Below are 22,992 nucleotides of genomic sequence, written 5' to 3' on the forward strand. Positions count from 1 at the left end.
CTCTTCCCGATGCGCAGCGCCCCGTCGCGCGCGCTTCGGGCATGTTACCGGTCGGGCACGAACACGGTCCCGAGCGCCGCAGGCGCGGTCGAGCCCCCGGTTCGTGCACGCGAAATCAGGACAAGGACGATGATGGTCGCAAGATACGGCAATGCCGACATCAATTGCGACGGCACGCCGACGCCCCAGCCCTGCGCATGAAGCTGCAGGATCGTCACCGCGCCGAACAGATAGGCGCCGATTACGAGGCGCCCCGGCAGCCATGAGGCGAACACGACCAGCGCCAGCGCGATCCATCCGCGCCCGGCAGTCATGCCCGGAATGAAGAACGGTGTGTAGGCGAGCGGCAGATAGGCGCCGGCCAAACCAGCACAGGCGCCGCCGAACATCACCGCGAACATCCGGATCCTGAGCACGGGATAGCCGAGCGCATGCGCTGACGTGTGGTTGTCGCCGGCGGCGCGCAGGATCAGCCCGGTCCGCGTCTTGTACAGGAAGAACCAGACGCCAATCACGAGCGCGAGCGAGAGGTACACGAAGGCGTCCTCGCCGAACAGGATGCGCCCGACCAGCGGGATGTCGGTGAGGCCGGGAATATACAGATGCGGCGCCAGCGAAATCTTTTCGCCGACGAAGCGGGAGCCGATCAGGCCGGAAAGGCCGACGCCGAGGATGGTCAGCGCGAGGCCGGTTGCGACCTGGTTGACCGCAAGGCCCAGCGTCATCAGCGCGAAGATCAGCGACATCAGCACGCCGGCGCCGATGCCGCACAGCGCGCCGATGATGACCGAACCGGACAGCCAGGCGCCGCCGAAGCCGCAGGCCGCGCCCACGATCATCATGCCTTCGACGCCGAGGTTGAGTACGCCGGCGCGTTCGGTCACGAGTTCGCCGGTCGCAGCCAGCAGCAGCGGCGTGGAGGCCGCCAGCACCGCAAGGATGATGGCCTCAATGAGCCCCACGGGACACCTTTGGTGACGCGAAGACGAGTTTGAACCGGTAGAGAATGAGGGAGTCGCAGGCGAGCACGAAGAACAGCAGAATGCCCTGGAACACCTTGGTGACGTCCAACGGGATTTTCATTGCGATCTGCGCCTGCTCGCCGCCGATGAAGGTGAGTGCGAGGAAAAGTCCTGCAATTGATATTCCAATCGGGTTCAGCCGTCCCAGGAACGCGACGATGATCGCGGTGAAACCGTAGCCGGGCGAGATGCCGGGTTGCAGATGTCCGACGGGCCCTGCGACCTCGATGATCCCGGCCATGCCCGCCAGCGCGCCTGAAATCGCGAAGGCCAGCAGGATCAGCTGGTTGGAATTGAAGCCGCCGAAACGTGCGGCGCGGGGCGCGGCGCCGACAACGCGGATCTCAAAACCCTTGATGGTCTTGGCGAGCAGCACCGCACCCGCCGCGACCACGACAAGCGCAATGACGCCGCCAAGGTGCAGCCGTCCGCCCTCGATCAGGACAGGCACGGTCGCGACCGGATCGAACTCGGCGGTGGTCGGGAAGTTGAAGCCCTTGGGATCGCGCCACGGACCGCGCACCAGGTAATCGAGCAGCAGGTCGGCGACATAGACCAGCATCAGGCTGGTGAGGATTTCACTGGCGCCGAACCGGACCTTGCAGATCGCCGGGATCAGGCCATAGAGCGCGCCGCCGACAGCCCCGAGCAGCAGCATCGCCGGCAATACCCAGGGGCCGGCGTCGGTGCCCTGGGTCTTGACGGCGAGCCAGCTGCCGGCGACGGCGCCGATCAGGAATTGCCCTTCGGCGCCGATGTTCCAGGCATTGGCGAGATAGCACAGCGACAGGCCGATCGCGATCATCACCAGGGGAGTCGCCTTCACCGCGATCTCCTGCAGCGAATAGCCGTCGACGAGGGGAGCGATGAAGTAGACGCCGAGCGCAGATATCGGGTTCTTGCCGAGCATCGCAAACAGGATGCTCATGGTCACCAGCGTCAGGCCGATCGCGATCAGCGGCGAGATCAGCGCGATCGCGCTCGACCGCTCGGCGCGCTTTTCAAGCACCAGCTGCATGCGCCGCTTCCTTTTGCTCCAATGTGCTTCCACCCATCAACAGGCCGAGCTTCTCGCGGCTCGCATCCGCCGTCGCCATCGGCTCCGACAGATGGCCGTGGAACATCACGGCGATGCGGTCGGTGATCTCGGTGAGCTCGTCGAGATCCTGGCTCGTGACCAGCACCGCCGCGCCGGAGGCAGCGAGATCGAGCAGGGCCTGGCGGATCACGGCGGCAGCGCCGGCGTCGACGCCCCAGGTGGGCTGGCTCACAACCAGCACGGCAGGACTACGCAGGATTTCGCGGCCGACGATGAATTTCTGCAGATTGCCGCCGGAGAGGCTGGCGGCTTCCGGATCGCGCCTGGCCTTGCGCACGTCGAACGCCTCGGTGGCGCGGTCGACGGTTTTCAGCATTGCTGCGGTGTTGACGAAGCCGTGCTGGACCATGCCGGAGGCCGCATGGCCGGTCAGCAGCGCATTCTCTGACAACTTCATGCGCGGCGCGGCGGCGTGTCCGAGCCTTTCCTCGGGAACGAAGGCCGCGCCGAGCTTGCGGCGTTGCGTGATCGACAGGTGCCCGGCGGCACGCCCGTCAATCACCACCGTGCCGGGGTCCTGCGCCAGACGTTCCCCCGACAGCGCGGCAAAAAGCTCGTCCTGGCCGTTACCGGCCACGCCGGCGATGCCGAGGATTTCACCACCCCTGAGTTCGAACGAGATGTGCTGCAGCCGTACGCCGTGGAGATCGTCCGGCGCGAGGGTGAGGTCGTTGACGACCAGCCTCGGCACGTTCGTTTGCCGGTTGGCGGCAGCCTTCACTCGCCCGATCTCGCCGCCGACCATCATGCGCGCGAGCGAAGCCGCGGTCTCCGCTTTGGGATTGCAGGTCGATACCTTCTTGCCGTCGCGCAGGATGGTAGCGGTGTCGCAGAGCCGTTTCACCTCTGCGAGCTTGTGGCTGATATAGAGGATCGCGCACCCCTCCGCCTTGAGACGGTCGAGCACGATGAAGAGCTGATCGGCCTCCTGCGGCGTCAGCACCGCGGTCGGCTCGTCGAGGATCAGGAATTTCGGGTTCTGCATCAGCGCGCGCACGATCTCGATGCGCTGGCGTTCGCCGACCGACAATTGCCAGACCTCGCGTTTGGGATTGAGCGGAAGCCCGTAGACACGGGATACTTCCTCAAGGCGCGCCGACATGTCCTTGAAGGATTCCTTGCCGTCGAGCCCGAGGGCGACGTTTTCCGCAACGGTGAGATTGTCGAACAGCGAGAAATGCTGGAACACCATGCCGATGCCGCGCGCGCGGGCGTCCGATGGTCCGGACAGAACCATCTGCTCGCCTTGCCAGCGCATTTCGCCTTCGCTCGGCTGGATCAATCCATAGACGGTTTTGACCAGCGTCGATTTGCCCGCGCCGTTTTCGCCGAGCAGCGCGTGGATTTGCTGCGGCCAGATATCGATGTCGACAGCCTCGTTGGCGAGGAGCGTGCCATAGCGCTTGGTCAGGCCCACCGTCTGGAGCAGCGGTGTGGCGCCCGTGTGCTGCACGGCAGGCGTCGTATCCGGCATTCGTACTCACGCGTCCCCGGGGAATGGATGCCTCAATACTGGGCTAGTTTAAACCCGCGCGTAAGTAGCAGGCGCGATTTTCTTTGAGCAACCTTGAATGGCTACTTTTTCCACACCCCGGCATGAACCACCGCGGCCTCGTCCTCGAGCAGCGGGCCGACCACTTCGGTCGATCGCTGGCCGCTGCCGAACACTTCCCGGCACGGCAGGTCGAGGGTCGGATTTTCCGGATGGTTGCCGGTCAATTCCCGCAAGCGATGTTCGCTGAGGCCGTAAACCAGTCGGCCGATGCCGGCCCAGTAGATCGCACCAGCGCACATCGCGCAGGGCTCGGCCGATGAATAGAGCGTGGCGCCGCGCAGGATGTTGGCATCAATCGTGGTACAGGCCTGGGTCGCCAGCAAACGTTCCGCATGCGCCGTGCCGTCATGGGAGGGCATGTAGCCGTTCTCGGCCTCGAGCAGCACTTTTCGGTTCGCATCGACGAGCAGGGCACCGAAGGGATGATTGCCGTGGGTCATGGCGCGGCGGGCCACGTCGAACGACAGGCGCAGGAAATGCGCGTCGAGCTCTGGTTGGGTTAGCGCAGCGATATCCGCCATCAATGCCTGTCAGTGCCCGGCCATATGCCGCCCGATCTCGGTGAGATCGGCCTCGCTGGCGCGGGCTTCATGGACGAACTGTCCGTGGAACATCACCACCAGACGATCCGACAATTCGAGGAGTTCGTCGAGGTCCTCGCTGACCAAAAGCACCGCGGCGCCGCGGTTGCGCGCCGCCATGATCTCGGCATGGATCTGGGCGACCGCGGCGAAATCGAGCCCGAAGCAGGGATTGGCGGCGATCAGCACCTCGACCTCGCCGCCGAGTTCGCGCGCCAGCACCGCGCGCTGCACATTGCCGCCCGACAGCGCCGAGATCGGCGTGTCCGGCGAGCGGGTCTTGATCTTGTACAGCCCGATCTTGCGCTCGGCATCTTTTCGGAACGCGGAGCGATTGAGCCACCAGCCGCGCGTGGCGAACGGTGCGCGGTCGAACTCGCGGAACGCGATGTTGTCGGCGACGCTCATGCCGCCGACGCAGGCATTCTTCAGCGGCTCCTCCGGCAGCAGCGACATCCTGTGCCGGCGCATTTCCTCGCGGCTCGCTGAATAGAGATCGCCGCGAACACGAACCTCGCCGCTCTCGGCCTCGCGCTGTCCGGCCAGTACCTCGACCAGTTGCCGCTGGCCGTTGCCGGAGACGCCGGCGATGCCGACGATCTCGCCGCCGCGAACGGTGAGCGAGACGTCGTGGACCGCGACCGCGCCGGCATCGTCGATCGCACAAAGTTTGCTCAGTTCCAGCCGCGCCTCGCCCAATTGTCCGACGCGCGGCGGCTGAACCGTCAGTTCCTCGGCGCCGATCATCATCCGCGCCATGCTGTCGGGCGTGAGATCGGCGACCTTGCCGTTGCCGGCGAGCTTGCCGCGGCGCAGGATCGTCACCTCGTCGGCGAACGCCATCACCTCGCGGAATTTATGCGTGATCATCAGGATGGTCAGGCCGCCGTTCACGACCATGTCGCGCAGCATGCCGAGCACCTCGTCGGCCTCGCCCGGCGTCAGTACCGAAGTCGGCTCGTCGAGGATGAGAAAGCGCCGCTTCAGATAGAGCTGTTTTAAAATCTCGCACTTTTGGCGTTCGCCGGCGGAAATGTCGGAGACCCTGGCGTTGAGCGGCACCTTGAACGGCATCCGCGCCAGAAACGCTTCCAGCTCCTGCTTTTCCTTGGCCCAGTTGACGACAGCAGGAACGTCATCGCGCGCCAGCACGAGATTCTCGGCGACCGTCATCGCCGGCACGAGTGTAAAGTGCTGGTAGACCATGCCGAGCCCGAGCGCGTGCGCATCCTTGGGGTTGGCGATCGCCTGCTCGCGCCCGCCGACCAGAATGTCGCCCTCGGTCGCGTGATAGTAACCCATGATGCATTTGACGAGCGTGCTTTTTCCTGCGCCGTTCTCGCCGAGCAGCGCGTGGAACGAACCCGGCTGCACCTTCAGTGCGACATTGTCGAGCGCAAGGAAGTCGCCAAACTTCATGGTCACCGCGACCGCGTCGACGCCGAGCGGGCCTTCGGGAAGCGGTGTCTCGCCGATGATCATGACACGGCCTTGATGAACGCGCCCGAGGTTGCGACCGCGCCGAACACGCCGCCCTGCATCTTGATCATCTTCAGCGCGTGGTCGTGGTTGCTCTTGTCGGTGGCGGCGCAGCAATCCTCAATCAACACGCATTCGAAGCCGCGGTCGTTGGCTTCGCGCATCGTGGTGTGGACGCAGACGTCGGTGGTGATGCCGGTCAGCACGAGGTTCTCGATGCCGCGCAGCCGCAGCATCAGCTCGAGATCAGTGGCGCAGAACGATCCCTTGCCGGGCTTGTCGATGATGGGCTCGCCAGGCAGCGGCGCCAGGTCGGGAATGATCTCCCAGCCGGCCTCGCCGCGCACCAGCACGCGGCCGCACGGGCCGGGGTCGCCGATCCCGGCGCCGATCTGCCGCGAGCGCCACTGCTTGTTGGCGGGCAGGTCGGTGAGGTCAGGACGATGGCCTTCGCGGGTGTGGATGATGTGAAAGCCCTGCGCGCGCATCACCGAAAGAAGTTTCTTGATCGGCTCGATCGGCGCGCGGGTCAGCGACAAATCATAGCCCATCTTGTCGACATAGCCGCCGACGCCGCAGAAATCGGTCTGCATGTCGATGATGACGAGCGCGGTGTTTTGCGGGCGCAGATCGCCGTTGTAGGGCCAGGCATAGGGTTCGGATGTGATATAGCGCTCGGGCATGGCACGTTCTCGCTTATCGGGTGATGGACAATTCGGCCGGCGCGCCGGTCAGCGTGCGCTTCGGTGAACAGGTGATGATCATGATCGCCAGCGTCAGAATGTAGGGCGCGGCGTTGAACAGATGATAGCCCGAGGTGACGCCGACCGATTGCAGCGCCGGTCCCAGCGCCGCGGCGCCGCCGAACGCCAGCGACGCCCACAGGCACAGCATCGGGTCCCAGCGCGCGAAGATCACCAGCGCCACGGCCGTGATGCCCTGGCCGGAGGACAGGCCCTCGTTCCAGCTGCCGGGATAGAACAACGACAGGAACGAGCCGCCGATCCCGGACAGAAAGCCGCCGACCATCGTCGCGCGCAGCCGGATCGCCAGCACCGAATAGCCCATGGCGCGGGCGGCATCCGAACTTTCGCCGGCGGTGCGGATCAGCAGGCCCCAGCGCGTGGTCTTGAACGCCCAGTACAATATCGGCGCCAACGCGATGCCGATCAGGAACAGCACGTTGATCCGCAAGGCGGCGCGGACCTGCGGCACATCGCTCCACCAGCCGAAATCGATCGCCGGCAATCGTGCCGCGGTCGGTTCGATCAGCGGCTTGCCGAGATAGAAGGCGAGGCCCGTTCCGAACAGCATCAGCGCGATGCCGACCGCGATGTCATTGACGCGCGGCAGCGAGCAGATGCCGGCATGCAGCGCGCCCAGCATCGCACCGGTGATCCCGGCGGCGAGCACGCCGAGCCATGGCGAGCCACTGAGATAGGAGATGCCATAGGCACTCATCGCGCCCATCACCAGCGTGCCTTCGAGGCCGAGGTTGATGCGGCCGGAACGTTCGGTGATGCATTCGCCAAGACTCACGAACAGAAACGGCGTCGAGACGCGGATGGCGCCGCCGAATACGGCGAGGGGGACGGTCCAGAGTCCGAGCGATCCATCCGCCATCAGGATTTTCCTTTCAGGAAGCCGATCCGGCCGTACAGCGCGTCGCTCGCCAGCACGAACACGAAGATGATGCCTTGCAGCACCAATACGGATGCATCAGGCAATCCGAGCCGGCGCTGCAAGAGCCCGCCGCTGGCGCTGATGCCGCCAAGCAGGATCGCCACGGGAATGATCGCCAGTGGATTATGCCGCGCCAGGAAGGCGACGAGGATGCCGGTAAAACCATAGCCGGCCGCGAGATTGGCGTTGGTGCGGCCCTGCACGGCGGCGACTTCGACCATGCCGGCAATGCCGGCAGCGCCGCCGGCGAGAAAGCAGATGGTCAGGATCAGCTTGTTGACGCCGAGGCCTACGATTTTCGCCGCGCGGATGTTGCCGCCGGCAACGCGCGCCGAGAAGCCGAACACGGTGTGATAGATCAGGATATAGGACGCGAACGCCGCGACCAGGCCGAACGCCAGCCCCCAATGGACGTCGGTGCCGGGAATGCTGCCGATCATGTTGGCCGCGCCGATTTCGCGGGTCGAGGGCTTGTTAAGACTGGCAGGGTCGCGCATCGCGCCCTCGACCAGATGGTTGAGCACCGCAAGCCCGATATAGACCAGCAGCAGGCTCGAGATCGTCTCGTTGACGCCGCGATATTGCCGGAGCGCGCCCGCGAGCGTGATCCAGAGACCGCCGCCGATCACGCCGGCGCACACCATCGCGGTTTGCACCACGAACGGCGAGGCCCACGGCATCGCCAATGCGACTGAGGTCGCCGACAGCGCGCCAATGAGCAGCGCGCCTTCGCCGCCGATGATCACCATGCCGAGTTGCGCCGGCAGCGCCGTGCACAACGCGGTCAGGATCAGGGGCGCGGCGCGCGTCAGCGTGTTCTGCCAGGAGAACCAGGTGCCGAATGCGCCCTGGTACATGTAGAAATAGAGATCGAGCGGGTTCTTGCCGAACAGCGCCACGAATAGCCCGAAGGTCGCGAGCGCGCCGACCAGCGCCGCGCCCGGGATCAGGATATATTCGATGGTCGCGCCGTAGCGTTGGAGGAAGCCGGAATCGGCGGCCGGCGCAACGCCGACCGCCTCCGCCGGATCCGCCGAACCTGTTGTCACGAAGTGGCTCCGAGCACGCCTTCCACCAGATAGTTCATCTTCTCGAGTTCAGGATCCGTCTGGCCGCGATCGGTGCCTGATGTAATGACCGCGTTGCCCTTGTTGTCCATGATCGGGCCCTTGAAGATGGTGTAGTTGCCGGCGACGAGCTTGGCCTTGATGTCGTCGGCATGCTTGCGCGCCTCGGCCGAGACCGCCTCGCCATAGGGTGAGCACTTGACGATCTCTTCCTTGAGGCCGCCGCGATAGAAGTTCGGAATGGTCTCTCCGGCCGCGATCATCTTGACGAATTTCGGATACAGCGCTTCCCAGTTCCACTCCGCGCCGGTGAGATAGGCCTTCGGCGCCAGCGGCGACTGGTTGACGTGATAGCCGCACACCATCGCGCCGCGGCGCGCGGCGTTCTCGACCATGGTCTTGGGGCCGTCGACGTGACAGGTGAGAACGTCGACGCCCTGGTCGATCAGGCTGTTGGTGGCTTCGGCTTCCTTGACCGGCATCGACCAGTCGCCGGTGAAGATCACCTGCGTGGTCGCCTTCGGGTTGGCTAGTCTTGCGCCGAGTGTGAAGGCGTTGATGTTGCGCAGCACCTGCGGGATCGGTTTCGCCGCGACGAAGCCGAGCTTGCCGCTCTTGGTGGAGTAGCCGGCAACGATGCCGGAAATATACTGGGCCTCGTCGATATAGCCGAAATAGCTGCCGGCATTGGTCGGGTCTTTCTCGCTCCACAGGCCGCCGCAATGCTCGAAGCGCAGCTTCGGAAACTTCTTCGCCATCTTGATGACGTGCGGGTTGTAGTAGCCGAACGAGGTCGGGAACAGCAGCGACGCGCCGTCGAGGTTGATCATGGACTCGATGGTCTTCTCGACCGCGTCGGTTTCGGGGACCTTTTCTTCCTCGATCACCTTGAGGCCGGGCATCTTCTTCAGCGCCGCGGCGCCCTGCGCGTGGGCCTGGTTGTAACCGTAGTCGTCGCGCGACCCGACATAGACGAACCCGATGGTGGTGCCGGCTGCGCGCGCGGCGCCCGCGCCGAAAGCGGTGCCGAGTGTCAGCGCCGCACCGCCCTGCAACAGATGCCGTCGTGAAATCCTGCCAAATTCCATGTGCTGCTCCCTCTGGCGGTTGGACCGCCCCCTATTTCGTGGGCCGCGCCGATGCGGCGGGCCCGGGGAGGGATGTCGCAATCTTCATGCCAGAGCGTGCGCCGCGGGCATTCCTGCATAAGCTAATGAGTAGATTGAATTATCCGGGGACGTTGCCCGTCAGGTAAAATTTGTGCAGGGCCGAAATGTCTATTTTTTAGGCGGCATTTCATCATTGTATGCAAGGTCGTTAAGCAATTGTTAGATCCAGCAGAGCCGTCAGCCGGCCGAATTGGCGGCGGATTTCTTGCCTTGCCGGCTGGTCAGGCGAATTGAGGCTGCTACCAGTCAGGGGCCCGCGGCTTGCGTCGATACCGCCGGCATTGAATGTGTATCGATCGGCCGGCGCTGGAAACGACGCGGCGCTGTACAGGAAAAGCATGAGCAAGACAGAAGTGGTCAGCAGCGGACCTAAGCCGGCAGCGCTTGGCGATGAAATCGTCGGCCGGATCAACCAACTCGCGGCGATCTCCGAGACGCCGGAGCATCTGGCGCGGATATTCCTTTCGCCCGAGCACCGCGCCGCCGCCGATCTCATTCTGTCATGGATGCGCGAGGCCGGCATGGCCGCGCATCTCGACGCCATCGGCAATGTCTGCGGCCGCTACGAAGGCGACCGGCCGGGCCTGCCGTGCCTCATGCTGGGCTCGCATTACGACACCGTGCGCGATGCCGGCAAATGGGACGGCCCGCTCGGCCTGATCACGGCGATCTCCTGCGTCGCGGATCTGAACAAACGCGGGCGGCGGCTGCCGTTCGCGGTCGAAGTCGTCGGCTTTGCGGATGAGGAGGGCGTGCGCTTCGCCTCGACCCTGCTCGGCAGCCGGGCGCTCGCAGGCACCTTTGTGGAGAGCGCGCTCAATTCACGCGACCATGCCGGCATCTCGATGCGCGATGCGATGGTCACATTCGGCCTCGATCCCGAGCACATCGGCGCGGCCGCGCGGACCCGCCGCGAACTCCATGCCTATGTCGAACTGCACATCGAGCAGGGGCCGGTACTGGAAGAGAACAATCTGCCGGTCGGCGTCGTCACCGCGATCGCGGGTGCCACGCGGCTGGCAGCAAAACTGACCGGCATGGCCGGTCATGCCGGCACCGTGCCGATGGCGTTCCGGCGCGATGCGCTGGCGGGCGCCGCCGAATGCATCTGCATGGTGGAGGAGTTCTGCAAGACCGATGCGGCCGGCCTCGTCGGTACCGTCGGCTATATCGACGCGATGCCCGGCGCCACCAACGTGATCCCCGGCCTCGTTTCCTTCACGCTCGACATCCGCGCGCCATCAGATCCGCACCGCAAGATGGCCCTCGCCGACATCGTGCGCCGCATCGAAGCGACAGCCAAACGCCGCAATCTCGCGCTGCAGCTCGACGTCACCCACGAAAACCGCACCGTGCCCTGCGCGCCCTGGCTCAAAGCGCAGGTCGCAGACGCCGTCGCCGCCGAAGGTTTTGGCGTGTTCGAACTGCCGAGCGGCGCCGGGCATGACGGCATGGCAATGATCGATATATCAGACGTCGCCATGCTGTTCGTTCGCTGCCGCGGCGGCATCAGCCACAACCCGGCGGAGCATGTCGAACTCGCTGATGCCGATGCAGGGGCGAGGGTGCTGCTAAGGTTGGTGGAGAATTTCAGGCCGAGGGAAGCATAATTGACGTCGTCGTCCCGGCCTTGAGCCGGGACCATACGCCGCGGCCCTTGTTGCTGTAAAAGGAAGATAACGTCCTGCGTGCAAAAACAATTGTTGCCGGTGGTTATGGGTCCCGGCCTTCGCCGGGACGACGTGGGGCTACATGACAGTTAGATGACATTTCGCCCCCGCGCTGTTGCGGAGAGACGAATCGTGATGTTCGGAGTACCAACGCGTGATATCAGACACGCCGGACAGCTCCTCTCCCGCCCATGAACAGCCAGATCACATTTTCATCGCATCGCGGATACCGATTTCATCAAGGCATGTTGGCGAGCCTTGTCGCCAACAGCATTCAGGCCGTCAATTTTCTCGGTGATCGCTTCCTCCGAAAATATCATTTGTCGGCAGGCATCGAAGAGCTGTACCGGCATTCGATGAATGCGGCGTTTGCGGAAGAGGAAGCCTTTCTGGTTACCGGGGCGCCGCACGCCTCTGCGTATTATCCGCGCGACTTTGCCTGGTTCTATCCTGATGTCCTCGATCCCGAGACCATCATGGATTCCCAGGATGCCGTGCGCAGGGTTCGCCTGCTCGAGAAAAGCGTCCGGCTGATGCTGGAAGCCGTTCGCGCCGGCGTCGTCACCACGACGATCGTGCCTGCGGGGCGCAACCGCTACATCGGCATCAACTATTTCTCGAGGCCGTCGGATACGCTGCTCGGCATCCTTGCAGGGCTGGAGCAACTGCTCTCCGCCGAGCAACGACCGGCTTCGTATCTGGCGATGTCGCAAGGCGCGCATGCCGGCCGCCTGTTGCTCGCGGAGTATCGCGCCGACTTGAAGCGGGAGATATTCATGCTCGCCGGAGCGCTGGAACGCTTCGATGACAAGGGTCTGACAGCGCTGCTGTGCGACGTCAGCGGGCCCCGTTCTGCGGCGACCGATACCCGTGCCGAACGCCGGCGGTTCGTCACCAATGCCTGCGTCTATGCGACGTTCCTGCGCGGTATCAAGCTTGGGATCATCGAGCAAACTGAGCTGGAGCAGCTGCTTGGACGCGCGCTGTCACAGTACAAGAAGGAGCTCCTGCTGCTGTTCGGCAGGCACGGCTATATCAGTCATTCCCTCGACTCCCGGCAGCAGGCGCCGGTTTATTCCATCGCGCTCGATTTCGTGAATGTGCATCAGGGGTTTTGGGATTTGAACGACGCGGAAGAACGCGCGCTGTTCGCGGCCACTACCGACTTCATCCTTGCCGAGCCGCGATTTCGAGTCCCGAATACATCGCACTTTCTGGTGTCCGCCGATAATCCGCTGAACAAGCTCATTCACAAGATTGCGGCGCCGGCCTATCAGGGCCGTTCGTCCTGGCCGACCTTCAACGTCGAATTCGCCGATCGCATGCTGGATCACGACGAATGCTCCGGCACCGAGACCTATCGGGCCTATGCGCGCGATATCCTGCGTGACATTCGCACCGTGACCGAAACCCACGGTGGATATCAGGAACTGATTTCCGAAAAAGGCCTCAAATATCGCACCTGGGCCTATCAGAGCGCCGTCGCGCACTCCTGGTTTCCACGCTTCCTGACGGTCTGGCAGCGCGCGTTCGGGACGTCGCTGCTGGGGAGCTAACTCGTAGGATGGGTGGAGCGTAGCGATACCCATCGCCTTGCGGGTGGTGGATTTGGTGGGTTTCGCTGCGCTCTACCCACCCTACGGACCTCTTCCGTCATTGCGAGGAGCGAAGCGACGAAGCAATTCATCTTTCGTTTGCCGCTCTATGGATTGCTTCGCTCCGCTCGCAATGACGGCCGAGTGCGACAAAACAGCCCGACGGGCAAATCACTTACGATTTACGGAAATCGTGTCAAGCCCCAAAATAAAAAATATTTCTGTTTACCAGAAGTAAAATCAGGGATATGTGTTTGGCCATCCCGTCCTACTCAGAAGGGCGTCGGCCGTCGTCACGGACGTTGGGCGGGTTGCGGTGGACGCTGGTTTACGCCTCGACGACGGCGTGGATGAGCGTACGGCAAAACCGTGTGGTCCTGGCGCCCGTTGCTGGCGTCAAGCCGTCGGCTAAGCGTGAGCTGAACCGGCGGTGACGGAGTCAACCAAGAACTCGTCTCCGGGGAGATCACGGCATAAGCCGTAAAGCCATTGCGCAGGGAAGGCCGGGTGTTCTCCGCTGCCCTGTATGCTCGTGTGCACTTTGTTTTGTGCAAACCGCACGCGAGACCGCGGGTGCAGCGCGCACCCGGTCTTCCCTGCGCCCTCTCAATGAGAGGGCGGGAAGTTTCCGGCAAAGCTCGGGCGCATCGCGCCGCGAGAACGCGAATGCATGTTTTGCGATGCTTATCCACGTCGTCCCGGCCTTGAGCCGGGACCCATACGCCGCGGCCCATCGGTGAGAGCGCTGACGTTAGATACCTTTTGCAAAATAACCGCCGCGGCGTATGGGTCCCGGCGTTCGCCGGGACGACATTTAGCAGAATGCGCGCTTCACCAGAATGTAACCGCCGGATGGCGCAAGCCTCCCCCCGCACTCACCTTTTCGCCATTGCGGCATTTCACAAGGAGCGAAAACGCTTTAAGGTGCCGCGCGCTTTGTCGTTGGCGAAGGGTAATAATTCACAGATATCAAAGGGTTAGCGGAAGCTGACGCCTTTGGAGGGCGGTTTGACGCGGTATATTTCGACGCGGGGGGAAGCTCCCACCCTGGGTTTTTGCGATGTGATGCTGACCGGGCTTGCCCGCGACGGCGGTCTCTATGTGCCTGAAACCTGGCCGCAGCTTTCGCCCGAGACCATCGCCGGATTTTTCGGACGGCCCTATTGGGAAGTCGCGGTCGAGGTGATCCGGCCGTTCGCCGGCGGCGAGATCTCCGACGCCGATCTCGGCCGCATGGCCAATGAAGCCTACGCCACGTTCCGCCATCCCGCGGTGGTGCCGTTGCGGCAGACCGGCTCCAGCCAGTTCGTGCTCGAACTTTTCCATGGCCCGACGCTCGCGTTCAAGGACGTCGCGATGCAGTTGATCTCGCGGCTGATGGATCACGTGCTGGCCAAGCGCGCGCAGCGCACCACCATCGTCGTGGCGACCTCGGGCGATACCGGCGGCGCCGCGGTCGACGCCTTTGCCGGTCTCGACAATGTCGATCTGATCGTGCTGTTTCCGCATGGCCGGATTTCCGACGTGCAGCGGCGGATGATGACGACGACGGGCGCGGCCAACGTGCACGCGCTGGCGATCGAAGGCAATTTCGACGACTGCCAGGCGATCGTGAAGGAGATGTTCAATCATCACGGCTTTCGCGATGCGGTCTCGCTGTCGGGTGTCAATTCGATCAACTGGGCGCGGGTGGTTGCGCAGGTGGTTTATTATTTCACCTCGGCGGTGGCGCTCGGCGCGCCGGCGCGCACGGTCGATTTCACGGTGCCGACCGGGAATTTCGGCGATATCTTTGCCGGCTACGCCGCCAAGAAAATGGGCCTGCCGATCCGCTGGTTGCGCATCGCGTCGAACATCAACGACATCCTGCCGCGCACGCTGAAGACCGGCATCTACGAGGTGCGCGAGGTCCATGCGTCCGCGTCGCCCTCGATGGATATCCAGGTGTCCTCGAATTTCGAGCGGCTGCTGTTCGAGGCTGGTCAACGCGATGCCGCCAGCGTGCGGCGGCTTATGGGTTCGCTGAAACAGTCCGGGCGCTTCGTGCTGCCGGATGCGACGCTGGCCGCGATCCGCGAGGAGTTCGACGCCGGCCGCGCCGATGAGACCGAAACCGCGGCCACGATCCGCGCCGCCTGGCGCGAGGCCGGCGACCTCGTCGATCCCCATACCGCGGTGGCGCTGGCGGTGGCCGACCGCGACACCTCGGATTCGAAGATCCCCAATATCGTGCTGTCGACCGCGCATCCGGCCAAATTCCCCGATGCGGTCGAGGCGGCCTGCGGCGTGCGACCGCAATTGCCGGCCTGGCTCGACGGCCTGATGACCAAATCTGAACACATCACGGTGATGAAAAACGATTCAGCCGAAGTGGAGCGATTCGTGCGCTCGGTGAGCCGTGCCGCGAAGCAGGGAGTTGCCGGATGAGTGTTGACGTCACCAAGCTAGCATCCGGCCTTACCGTCATTACCGATAGCATGCCCCATCTGGAGACCGCCGCACTTGGCGTGTGGGCCGGCGTCGGCGGTCGCGACGAAAAGCCCGACGAGCACGGCATCTCGCATCTGCTCGAACACATGGCATTCAAAGGCACCACGCGGCGCTCCTCGCGCGAGATCGTGGAAGAGATCGAAGCGGTTGGCGGCGACCTCAATGCGGGGACCTCGACCGAGACCACCGCCTATTATGCACGGGTGCTGAAGGCCGACGTGCCGCTGGCGCTCGACGTGCTCTCCGACATCCTCGCCAATCCGTCCTTCGTGCCAGATGAACTCGAGCGCGAGAAGGGCGTCATCGCCCAGGAAATCGGCGCGGCGCAGGATACGCCCGATGACGTCGTGTTCGAGCATCTCAACGAGCTCTGCTATCCGGACCAGCCGATGGGGCGGTCGCTGCTCGGCACCACCAAGACGCTGAAGAAATTCGATCGCGACATGCTGCGCGGCTATCTGACCAGGCATTATCGCGGGCCCGACATGGTGGTGGCGGCGGCGGGCGCCGTCGATCACAAGCGCGTCGTCGAGGAAGTGACGCAGCGCTTTGCGAGTTTTGAAGCAACGCCGGCGCCGAAACCGCAAGCAGCGATGTTCGGCAAGGGCGGCTCGCGCGTGGTGCATCGCGACCTCGAACAGGCGCATATGACGCTGGCGCTCGAGGGCGTGCCGCAGACCGACCTGTCGCTGTTCTCGCTGCAGGTGTTCACCAACACGCTCGGCGGCGGGATGTCGTCGCGGCTGTTCCAGGAAGTGCGCGAGAAGCGCGGGCTGTGCTACTCGATCTACACCTTCCATGCGCCCTATAGCGACACCGGGTTTTTCGGCCTCTATACCGGCACCGATCCGAACGATGCGCCGGAAATGATGGAAGTGATCGTCGACGTCATCAACGACGCGGTGGAAACCCTGACCGAGGCCGAGATCGCCCGCGCCAAGGCGCAGATGAAGGCGGGGCTCTTGATGGCGCTGGAAAGCTGTTCCTCCCGTGCCGAGCAGCTGGCCCGCCATATGCTCGCTTACGGCCGGCCGCTGACGGCGGAGGAGCTGGTCGCCCGGATCGACGCGGTCAGCGTGGAATCGACCCGCAATGCCGCACGGGGCCTGCTTTCGCGCAGCCGGCCGGCGGTCGTGGCGCTCGGCAGCGGCAGGGGTCTGGACACGGCGGTGACTTTTGCGGAAGGATTGACCAAGGTGAAGGCAAAGACGCTGCTCCACTGAAGGAGAGCGTTCTGGGAGTTAGGGCATGGCCCTGTTTCGGTTGCCATCCAGCGGACCGGCCGCACTCATGCCGCGCGGCCACGGCCTGTTGCTGCGCGCCCCGCAGATGGCGGATTTCCTGCAATGGGCGCAATTGCGCGAATCGAGCCGGGCCTATCTGACGCCGTGGGAGCCGATCTGGCCGTCGGATGACCTCACCCGGGCCGGCTTCCGGCGGCGGCTGCGGCGCTATGCCGAGGATATCGCGGCCGACCGGTCCTATCCGTTCATCATTTTCCGCGAATCTGATGGCACCATGATCGGCGGCATCACGCTGGCCAATGTCCGCCGCGGCATCGTGCAGGCCGGCACCATCGGCTATTGGGTCGGCCAGCCCCATGCCCATCGCGGTTACATGACGACGGCGCTGCGGGTGCTGCTGCCGTCGCTGTTCGGCGAGCTCAATTTGCACCGTATCGAGGCCGCCTGCATTCCCACCAATACGCCCTCGATCCGGGTGCTCGAGAAATGCGGCTTTACCCGCGAGGGGCTGGCGCGGCGCTATCTGTGCATCAACGGCGTCTGGCAGGACCATCTGCTGTTCGGCATGCTGCATGAGGATTTCCGCGGTTAACCCATGATTTCAGGCCTTGCCGGGTGCTTCACGCGCCTTCAGGTGGCCTTGGGTTCGCCGCCATTGGCCTGCTATAAGGCCCGCCGGGGGAAGATAACTTCGAGATGACGTGGATACCGGGGACGTCGCATGGGTAATGATCGGTTGTTCAGGGTAGCGCTCGCGGCCACGGTCGTGGCCGGGCTCGGCTGCGGCCTCGCGCAGCCTGCGTCGGCGCAGTCGCTGACCGACCGCTTCAAGGGCCTGTTCGGCGGCAAGTCGGACGAGCCGGCCCCGGCCCCGGGCGCAGCGCCGAAAGCTGAACAGGATATCGGCGACCTCACCTGTCCGGAGGTGAGGGTCAGGGCCGGCGCGTCGACCTATGCCGTGGCCGCGCCCGGCAAGCAGCCGGTCGGCAATGATTTGCGCTTCCAGGCGACCATCGGCAAGACGGCGCGGGAATGCAGCCTCAATGGCGGCGTCATCACCGCGCGGATCGGGATTCAGGGGCGCGTCATTGCAGGTCCTGCCGGCGCGCCGCCGTCGGTGCAGGTTCCGCTTCGCGTCGCGGTGGTGCAGGGCGGGATCAGCGAAAAGACCATCGCCACCAAGGCCTATCAGACCACGGTCACCATGACCGAGACCGGGAGCGAGCCCTTTACGCTGGTGGCCGAAGATCTGGTCTATCCGGTGCCTGCGCCCGGGACCAGCGACAACTACATCTTCTACATCGGCTTCGACCCGCAGGCCCTGAAGCCGGAGCGGCCGGCGCCGCGCAAGAAGGCGGCGCCCACGCAATAAAAAACCGGCGCGAAATGATCGCGCCGGCTTCCGTCTCTTGATTTGAAACCGCTCAGTTCAGCTTGGCGCGAACCTCGGCGATACCCTTGGCCATCAGGTCATCGGCCACCGAGCCCTTCACCGACTGCGACAGGATGGTCGACGCTGCGGCGACTGCGGCATTGGCCGCGGCGGAACGGACGTCGGCGAGCGCCTGTGCTTCGGCGAGGGCGATCTTGCTCTCGGCGGTCTTGGTGCGGCGGGCGACGAAGTCTTCCATCTTGGCCTTGGCTTCGACCGCGATCCGCTCGGCTTCGGCCTTGGCGTTGGAGATGATTTCCTCGGCCTCACGCTCGGCGCTGCTGCGCTTGGTCTTGTATTCCGCGAGCAATGCGGCGGCCTCGTCCTTCAGGCGGCGGGCGTCGTCGAGTTCGGCCTTGATGCGTTCGGCGCGATGGTCGAGCGCCTTGAACACCGTGCGATGGATGCCGAGATAGGCAAACAGCGCCATCAGGATGACGAACGCAATGGCAACCCAGGTTTCTGGCAGGGCGAACATCATCTATCCCTTCAACGAAGCATCGACGGCGCTGTTCAACGCGCCGCCGTCGGGCAGCACGCCGGTCAGCCGCTGCACGATCGCGCCGGCCGCATCCGCGGCAATGCCACGGACGTTGCTCATGGCGGTCTCGCGCGTTGCCGCGATGGTTTTCTCGGCCTGGGCGAGCTTGGCGGAGAGCTGGTCTTCCAGCGTCTTGCGCTCGGCTTCCGAGGCCGCGTTCAGTTTCTCGCGGGTCTCGGCGCCGATGGCCTGGGCGCGGGAACGCGCCGAAGCCAGGTCGGCTTCATACGCCTTCAGCGCCGCGGCCGACTCGTCCTTCAGCTTCTGCGCTGCGGCCAGATCGCCTTCGATCGCGTTCTGACGTGCATCGATCACGCCGCCGACGCGCGGCAGCGCAATGCGCGACACGATCAGATAAAGCGCGACGAACGCGATGACCAGCGACACCAGCTGCGAAGCGAAGGTGCTCGACTCGAACGGAGGAAATCCTCCGCCGTGATGGCCACCATCGGCTTCGGTGTGGGCGCCGGTCTTCTGGCCCTTGGCGGGGGCGCCCTGACTTTTTTCAGCCACGGGGTACTCCTGTTGCTGTCATGCGCGCCGCCGGAGGGCGGCGCGGGAAGGTGCAGCTCAGAGCGGAACGAACAGCAGCAGCAGCGCGATCAGCAGCGAGAAAATGCCGAGCGCTTCGGTCACGGCGAAGCCGAAGATCAGGTTGCCGAACTGGCCCTGGGCTGCGGAAGGATTGCGCACCGCTGCGGCGAGGTAGTTGCCGAAGATGATGCCCACGCCGACGCCCGCGCCGCCCATGCCGATGCATGCGATGCCCGCGCCGATGAGTTTTGCTGCTGATGCTTCCATTTTCTTGAGCTCCTTAGAGGGATAGACGAAGTTGTGGGTGGGAATTCTCCGGACCGCTTAGTGTCCCGGATGAATGGCGTCGTTGAGGTAGATGCAGGTGAGGATCGCGAACACGTAGGCCTGCAGGAACGCGACCAGCAGTTCCAGCGCGGTCAATGCGACGGTGAGCGCCAGCGGCAGGATGCCGCCGATCCAGCCGACCGCGCCCAGCGAGACGCCGAGCATCGCGACGAAGCCCGCGAACACCTTCAGCGCGATGTGCCCGGCCAGCATGTTGGCGAACAGACGCACGCTGTGCGAAACAGGCCGCAGGAAGAACGACAGGATTTCGATGAACATGACCAGCGGCAGGATGTAGATCGGAACGCCGGAGGGTACGAAAATCTTGAAGAACTTGAGGCCGTTCTTGTAGATGCCGTAGAACAGCACGGTGAAGAACACCAGGAACGCCAGCGCGGCGGTCACGATGATGTGGCTCGAAATCGTGAACGTGTAGGGAATGATGCCGACGAGGTTCGAGACGCAGATGAACATGAACAGCGTGAAGATCAGCGGGAAGAACTTCATGCCTTCCGAGCCGGCAGTGCTGCGAATGGTGCTGGCGACGAACTCGTAGGAGATTTCGGCGACCGACTGGAAACGGCCGGGAACCAGCTGCCGCCCGCCACCCAGCATCAGCACCGCCGTCAGCGCCACCGCGATGAACATGTAGAGCGACGAGTTGGTGAAGGCGATCGTCTGATTGCCGATATGGCCGATCGTGAAGAGGGGCTCGATGTTGAACTGATGAATCGGGTCGATTTTCATCCGCGCGGGCCTTGGTCCGCCGGCCTAGCTTGCCGGCAATCGAATTTCAAATGTCGTGACTTCCCGTCGGCGCTCAGCGTTTGCCCGAGGCTACGCCCGCGTATCTCACCACGTTGACCACGCCGGCGACGAAGCCGAGCAGCAAAAACACGATGAAACCGAACGGCGATGTCGACAACAACCAGTCGAAACCCCAGCCAATCCCTGCCCCGACGGCAACGCCCGCAACCAACTCCGAGGAAAGACGGAAACCAAGCGCCATCGCCGAAGCTCTGGCCGCCCTGTCGCCGCTTTCAGTACCGGGTTGATCAGTCCTGATTTTTCGGCTGTCACGAATTTCGGACAACCGGTGATCGAGACTTCCGAGCCTTGCGGAAAGCGCAGCTTCATCGGACGACGATTGATCGCGATTTCCACCTGCGTTGTCGCTTTTGTCTTCGGCCATGCCCAAGACATTAAACGATGCTGCGGTTGATGGAAATTACGCCCGTCACCCTTAAAAGCCGCGCGGACCATACTTACCGCGTCTAATCAAGTCAAGATTGCGCCGTAACCAGTTAGTGCATTGATTTCACTGAATTTATTTAGAGATATTCCACGACCCTGTGGACCCGTCATCGCAGTGCAGCAGCAAAAGCGTTTTGAAGTGGAGCAGAGGCTGGTTCGCGCCCGGAAAACCGCTCGAACAAAAGGCCATGGCGCGGCAAGGGGCGATCTTGCGCCGATTCGGCTGACCTGTTGGGATGCCGCTAGCGCCTATCATCAGCCGTTCCCGGAGCCCGCATGCCGCGCCAGGTCGATTACTATTTCTCGTTTCAATCGCCGTGGGCCTATATCGGCCATGGGCCGTTTAGCGATCTCGTAAGTACCTACGATCTCAAGGTAAATCACAAGCCCGTGGTGCTGGTCGATCTGTTCTCGGAAACCGGCGGGTTGCCACTGATGAAACGCCATCCGGTACGGCAGCGCTACCGGATGGTCGAGCTGCAGCGCTGGCGCGACAAGCGCGGCCTGAAATTCCATCTTCAACCCGCGAATTGGCCGTTCAACGCACGGCTCGCCGACGGCGTCGTGATCGCGGCGATCGAGGCGGGGCTCGATCCCGAACGGTTTCTGCGGCGGGGCTTTGCCGGCGTGTGGGAGGATCAGCTCAATCTGGCCGATCCCGCGACGATTGCGCAACTGGCCGACGAATCCGGGCTGCCCGGCAAGCAATTGGTGGAGCGATCCGCCGCCGAGGCGATCAGCACAGCCTATGAGCAGAATCGCCAGGATGCGCTGGCGGCCGACGTGTTCGGCTCGCCGGTCTATGTGCTGGATGGCGAAGTGTTCTGGGGACAGGACCGGATAGAATTGCTGGGAGACGCGTTGAAGTCCGGCCGCGCGGCCTATAGCTCAAAGGTCCAGGGTGTTGCGTGAAGAGGCGTTGCGTGATGCGCCTCTGTGTGTGTCCTGGCGGTTGAGGAAACCGGTACTGTCCTTAAGGCGGAGCAAGCCCATGAGCACAGCGTCGTCCTCCAGAACGTTTCTCTGCAGGTTGTTTCTCTCCGCTACCGCCATGCTGGTGCTGGGTGTTGCCGGCGCCAACGCCGCGCCTCCGAAGGCAATGCCGGATACCGAGAATGGCCGTTATGCGCTGTCCTCGACGGCGGATGGCGTGCTGCGGCTCGATACCCGAACCGGCGCGATTTCGACCTGCAGCAATTCGGGCGCGGGCTGGGCCTGTTACGCGGTGCCCGACGAGCGTGCGGCGCTGGATACGGAGATCGGCCGGCTGCAGGCCGACAACGAAAAACTCAGGAAGGACCTTGCTTCGCGCGAACCAACCGTTGCCGGCAAGATCGAAGAGCCGATGCCGAAATCCGACTCGCTGAAGAAGAACGAGCCCAAGAACGACCCCAAGAACGACCCAAAGATCGCCGAGGGCGAACGCAAGATCGAAATTCCACTGCCGAGCGATCGCGACATGGATCGCATGATGTCGTTCCTGGAGCGGGCCTGGCGGCGGTTGATCGAGATGGCCAACCGCGTGCAGAAGGACGTCAACGGCAGGATTTGAGCCGTGCTCTTTCCATATGTCGTCCCGGCGTAGGCCGGGACCCATAACCACAGGGCGTTGTTGTTCGAGGAAGTCGTCGACCACTGCCTTTCATCAGCACGGCCGCGGCGTATGGGTCCCCCGATGCGCAATTGCGCATCTGAGCTCAAGGCCGGGACGACGGAGAGATTGGTTCTCATGACATCATCCAAATCGCTGTCCCGCACGCCATCCTCCAGCGTCACCGCGACGAGCGTCACCTCCTCGCTGCTGACTGTACAAACCCCGGGACCGGGCTTTACCGACCTCACGGCCGAGATCGCAAAATTCGTGCGCGAGGCCAGCGCGCGCGAAGGGGCGGTGACGCTGTTCATCCGTCACACCTCGGCGTCGCTCACGATCCAGGAAAATGCCGACCCGACGGTGCTGGGCGATCTCTTGACGGCGCTGAACCGGGCCGCGCCCGAAAATGCCGGATGGCGCCATGAGACCGAAGGCCCCGATGACATGCCCGCGCACATCAAGACCATGCTGACCGCGACCTCGCTGCAGGTCCCGGTGCTGCGCGGGGCGCTGGCGCTGGGAACATGGCAGGGGATCTATCTGATCGAGCATCGGGCGCGGCCGCATCGGCGCGAGATCGTGCTGCAGTTTATCGGCAGCAGCGCCTGATGCGCGCCGGGAGCTTCGGTTCTGATTGCATCAGAACCGAAGCTCTA

At 63.8% G+C, this 22,992-nt stretch carries 23 protein-coding genes; 9 read left to right on the forward strand and 14 right to left on the reverse strand.

Annotated elements, in window-relative coordinates; genetic code table 11:
• Positions 1-44: 44 nt before the first annotated feature.
• The 9 genes from JQ611_RS07675 to JQ611_RS07715 all read right to left on the reverse strand — a co-directional run bounded on the left by JQ611_RS07675 (position 45) and on the right by JQ611_RS07715 (position 9,574).
• Positions 45-962 carry an ABC transporter permease gene (locus JQ611_RS07675; protein ID WP_212268076.1) on the reverse strand — a complete coding sequence of 306 codons (918 nt, stop codon included), beginning with the start codon at positions 960-962 and terminating at the stop codon, positions 45-47.
• Positions 949-2,040 carry an ABC transporter permease gene (locus JQ611_RS07680; protein WP_212465070.1) on the reverse strand — a complete coding sequence of 364 codons (1,092 nt, stop codon included), beginning with the start codon at positions 2,038-2,040 and terminating at the stop codon, positions 949-951. The genes JQ611_RS07675 and JQ611_RS07680 overlap by 14 nt, the downstream gene beginning before the upstream one ends.
• Entirely contained in the window at positions 2,024-3,595 is a 1,572-nt protein-coding gene (locus JQ611_RS07685; RefSeq protein WP_212465071.1) for an ABC transporter ATP-binding protein, read from the reverse strand. Before JQ611_RS07685 ends, JQ611_RS07680 begins: the two co-directional genes overlap by 17 nt.
• Positions 3,596-3,696: 101 nt before the next feature.
• Entirely contained in the window at positions 3,697-4,197 is a 501-nt protein-coding gene (locus tag JQ611_RS07690) for a nucleoside deaminase (RefSeq protein WP_212385976.1), read from the reverse strand.
• 9 nt (positions 4,198-4,206) lie between these two features.
• Positions 4,207-5,739, reverse strand: coding sequence for an ABC transporter ATP-binding protein (locus JQ611_RS07695; protein WP_212465072.1), 1,533 nt, complete (start codon positions 5,737-5,739; stop codon positions 4,207-4,209).
• A complete protein-coding gene (locus tag JQ611_RS07700; protein WP_212465073.1) occupies positions 5,736-6,419 on the reverse strand; it encodes a cysteine hydrolase family protein in 684 nt (227 codons plus the stop codon). Before JQ611_RS07700 ends, JQ611_RS07695 begins: the two co-directional genes overlap by 4 nt.
• A 13-nt stretch (positions 6,420-6,432) precedes the next feature.
• On the reverse strand, positions 6,433-7,359 hold the full coding sequence (locus tag JQ611_RS07705; protein ID WP_212385979.1) for an ABC transporter permease: 927 nt from the start codon (positions 7,357-7,359) through the stop codon (positions 6,433-6,435).
• Positions 7,359-8,468 carry an ABC transporter permease gene (locus JQ611_RS07710; RefSeq protein WP_212465074.1) on the reverse strand — a complete coding sequence of 370 codons (1,110 nt, stop codon included), beginning with the start codon at positions 8,466-8,468 and terminating at the stop codon, positions 7,359-7,361. The genes JQ611_RS07705 and JQ611_RS07710 overlap by 1 nt, the downstream gene beginning before the upstream one ends.
• Positions 8,465-9,574 (reverse strand): BMP family ABC transporter substrate-binding protein, encoded by a 1,110-nt coding sequence (locus tag JQ611_RS07715; protein WP_212465075.1) that lies wholly within the window; start codon positions 9,572-9,574, stop codon positions 8,465-8,467. Before JQ611_RS07715 ends, JQ611_RS07710 begins: the two co-directional genes overlap by 4 nt.
• A gap of 419 nt (positions 9,575-9,993) precedes the next feature.
• On the opposite strand from JQ611_RS07715, the gene JQ611_RS07720 reads away from it, so the two are divergent.
• The 6 genes from JQ611_RS07720 (at position 9,994) to JQ611_RS07745 (ending at position 18,026) form a co-directional block, all read left to right on the forward strand.
• Entirely contained in the window at positions 9,994-11,265 is a 1,272-nt protein-coding gene (locus JQ611_RS07720) for an allantoate amidohydrolase (protein WP_212465076.1), read from the forward strand.
• 251 nt (positions 11,266-11,516) lie between these two features.
• Complete coding sequence (locus JQ611_RS07725; protein WP_212465077.1) at positions 11,517-12,881, forward strand: hypothetical protein; 1,365 nt, start codon at positions 11,517-11,519, stop codon at positions 12,879-12,881.
• Between the two features lie 1,047 nt (positions 12,882-13,928).
• On the forward strand, positions 13,929-15,347 hold the full coding sequence (gene thrC / locus JQ611_RS07730) for a threonine synthase (protein WP_212265256.1): 1,419 nt from the start codon (positions 13,929-13,931) through the stop codon (positions 15,345-15,347).
• Positions 15,344-16,633: a pitrilysin family protein gene (locus JQ611_RS07735; RefSeq protein WP_212265255.1), complete on the forward strand. Its 1,290-nt coding sequence runs from the start codon at positions 15,344-15,346 to the stop codon at positions 16,631-16,633. Before thrC ends, JQ611_RS07735 begins: the two co-directional genes overlap by 4 nt.
• A 25-nt stretch (positions 16,634-16,658) precedes the next feature.
• Positions 16,659-17,246: a GNAT family N-acetyltransferase gene (locus JQ611_RS07740; RefSeq protein ID WP_212386404.1), complete on the forward strand. Its 588-nt coding sequence runs from the start codon at positions 16,659-16,661 to the stop codon at positions 17,244-17,246.
• 129 nt (positions 17,247-17,375) lie between these two features.
• Positions 17,376-18,026 (forward strand): hypothetical protein, encoded by a 651-nt coding sequence (locus JQ611_RS07745; RefSeq protein ID WP_212265254.1) that lies wholly within the window; start codon positions 17,376-17,378, stop codon positions 18,024-18,026.
• Between the two features lie 52 nt (positions 18,027-18,078).
• On the opposite strand, the gene JQ611_RS07750 is transcribed toward JQ611_RS07745, so the two are convergent.
• From JQ611_RS07750 to JQ611_RS07770, 5 genes are all read right to left on the reverse strand, one after another.
• The gene (locus JQ611_RS07750) at positions 18,079-18,564 is read right to left on the reverse strand and encodes an ATP F0F1 synthase subunit B (RefSeq protein ID WP_212265253.1); all 486 of its coding nucleotides are present in this window, start codon (positions 18,562-18,564) and stop codon (positions 18,079-18,081) included.
• A 3-nt stretch (positions 18,565-18,567) separates the two neighbouring features.
• Positions 18,568-19,140: a F0F1 ATP synthase subunit B' gene (locus JQ611_RS07755; RefSeq protein WP_192735363.1), complete on the reverse strand. Its 573-nt coding sequence runs from the start codon at positions 19,138-19,140 to the stop codon at positions 18,568-18,570.
• Between the two features lie 57 nt (positions 19,141-19,197).
• Positions 19,198-19,428, reverse strand: a complete 231-nt coding sequence (locus tag JQ611_RS07760) for a F0F1 ATP synthase subunit C (protein ID WP_192735362.1) — start codon at positions 19,426-19,428, stop codon at positions 19,198-19,200.
• A gap of 57 nt (positions 19,429-19,485) precedes the next feature.
• Positions 19,486-20,235 (reverse strand): F0F1 ATP synthase subunit A, encoded by a 750-nt coding sequence (locus tag JQ611_RS07765; RefSeq protein ID WP_192735361.1) that lies wholly within the window; start codon positions 20,233-20,235, stop codon positions 19,486-19,488.
• Between the two features lie 73 nt (positions 20,236-20,308).
• Entirely contained in the window at positions 20,309-20,680 is a 372-nt protein-coding gene (locus JQ611_RS07770; protein ID WP_192735360.1) for an AtpZ/AtpI family protein, read from the reverse strand.
• Positions 20,681-21,018: 338 nt separating this feature from the next.
• Here JQ611_RS07770 and JQ611_RS07775 point away from each other — a divergent pair, with 338 nt between their 5' ends.
• The 3 genes from JQ611_RS07775 to JQ611_RS07785 all read left to right on the forward strand — a co-directional run bounded on the left by JQ611_RS07775 (position 21,019) and on the right by JQ611_RS07785 (position 22,945).
• Positions 21,019-21,654 (forward strand): 2-hydroxychromene-2-carboxylate isomerase, encoded by a 636-nt coding sequence (locus JQ611_RS07775; protein ID WP_212386406.1) that lies wholly within the window; start codon positions 21,019-21,021, stop codon positions 21,652-21,654.
• A 79-nt stretch (positions 21,655-21,733) separates the two neighbouring features.
• Positions 21,734-22,294 carry a hypothetical protein gene (locus tag JQ611_RS07780; RefSeq protein ID WP_212465078.1) on the forward strand — a complete coding sequence of 187 codons (561 nt, stop codon included), beginning with the start codon at positions 21,734-21,736 and terminating at the stop codon, positions 22,292-22,294.
• A gap of 177 nt (positions 22,295-22,471) precedes the next feature.
• Entirely contained in the window at positions 22,472-22,945 is a 474-nt protein-coding gene (locus JQ611_RS07785) for a secondary thiamine-phosphate synthase enzyme YjbQ (RefSeq protein WP_212465079.1), read from the forward strand.
• The last annotated feature ends 47 nt before the right edge of the window (positions 22,946-22,992 follow it).

The organism is Bradyrhizobium sp. AUGA SZCCT0182, assembly GCF_018130185.1.
Classification (GTDB): Bacteria; Pseudomonadota; Alphaproteobacteria; order Rhizobiales; family Xanthobacteraceae; genus Bradyrhizobium.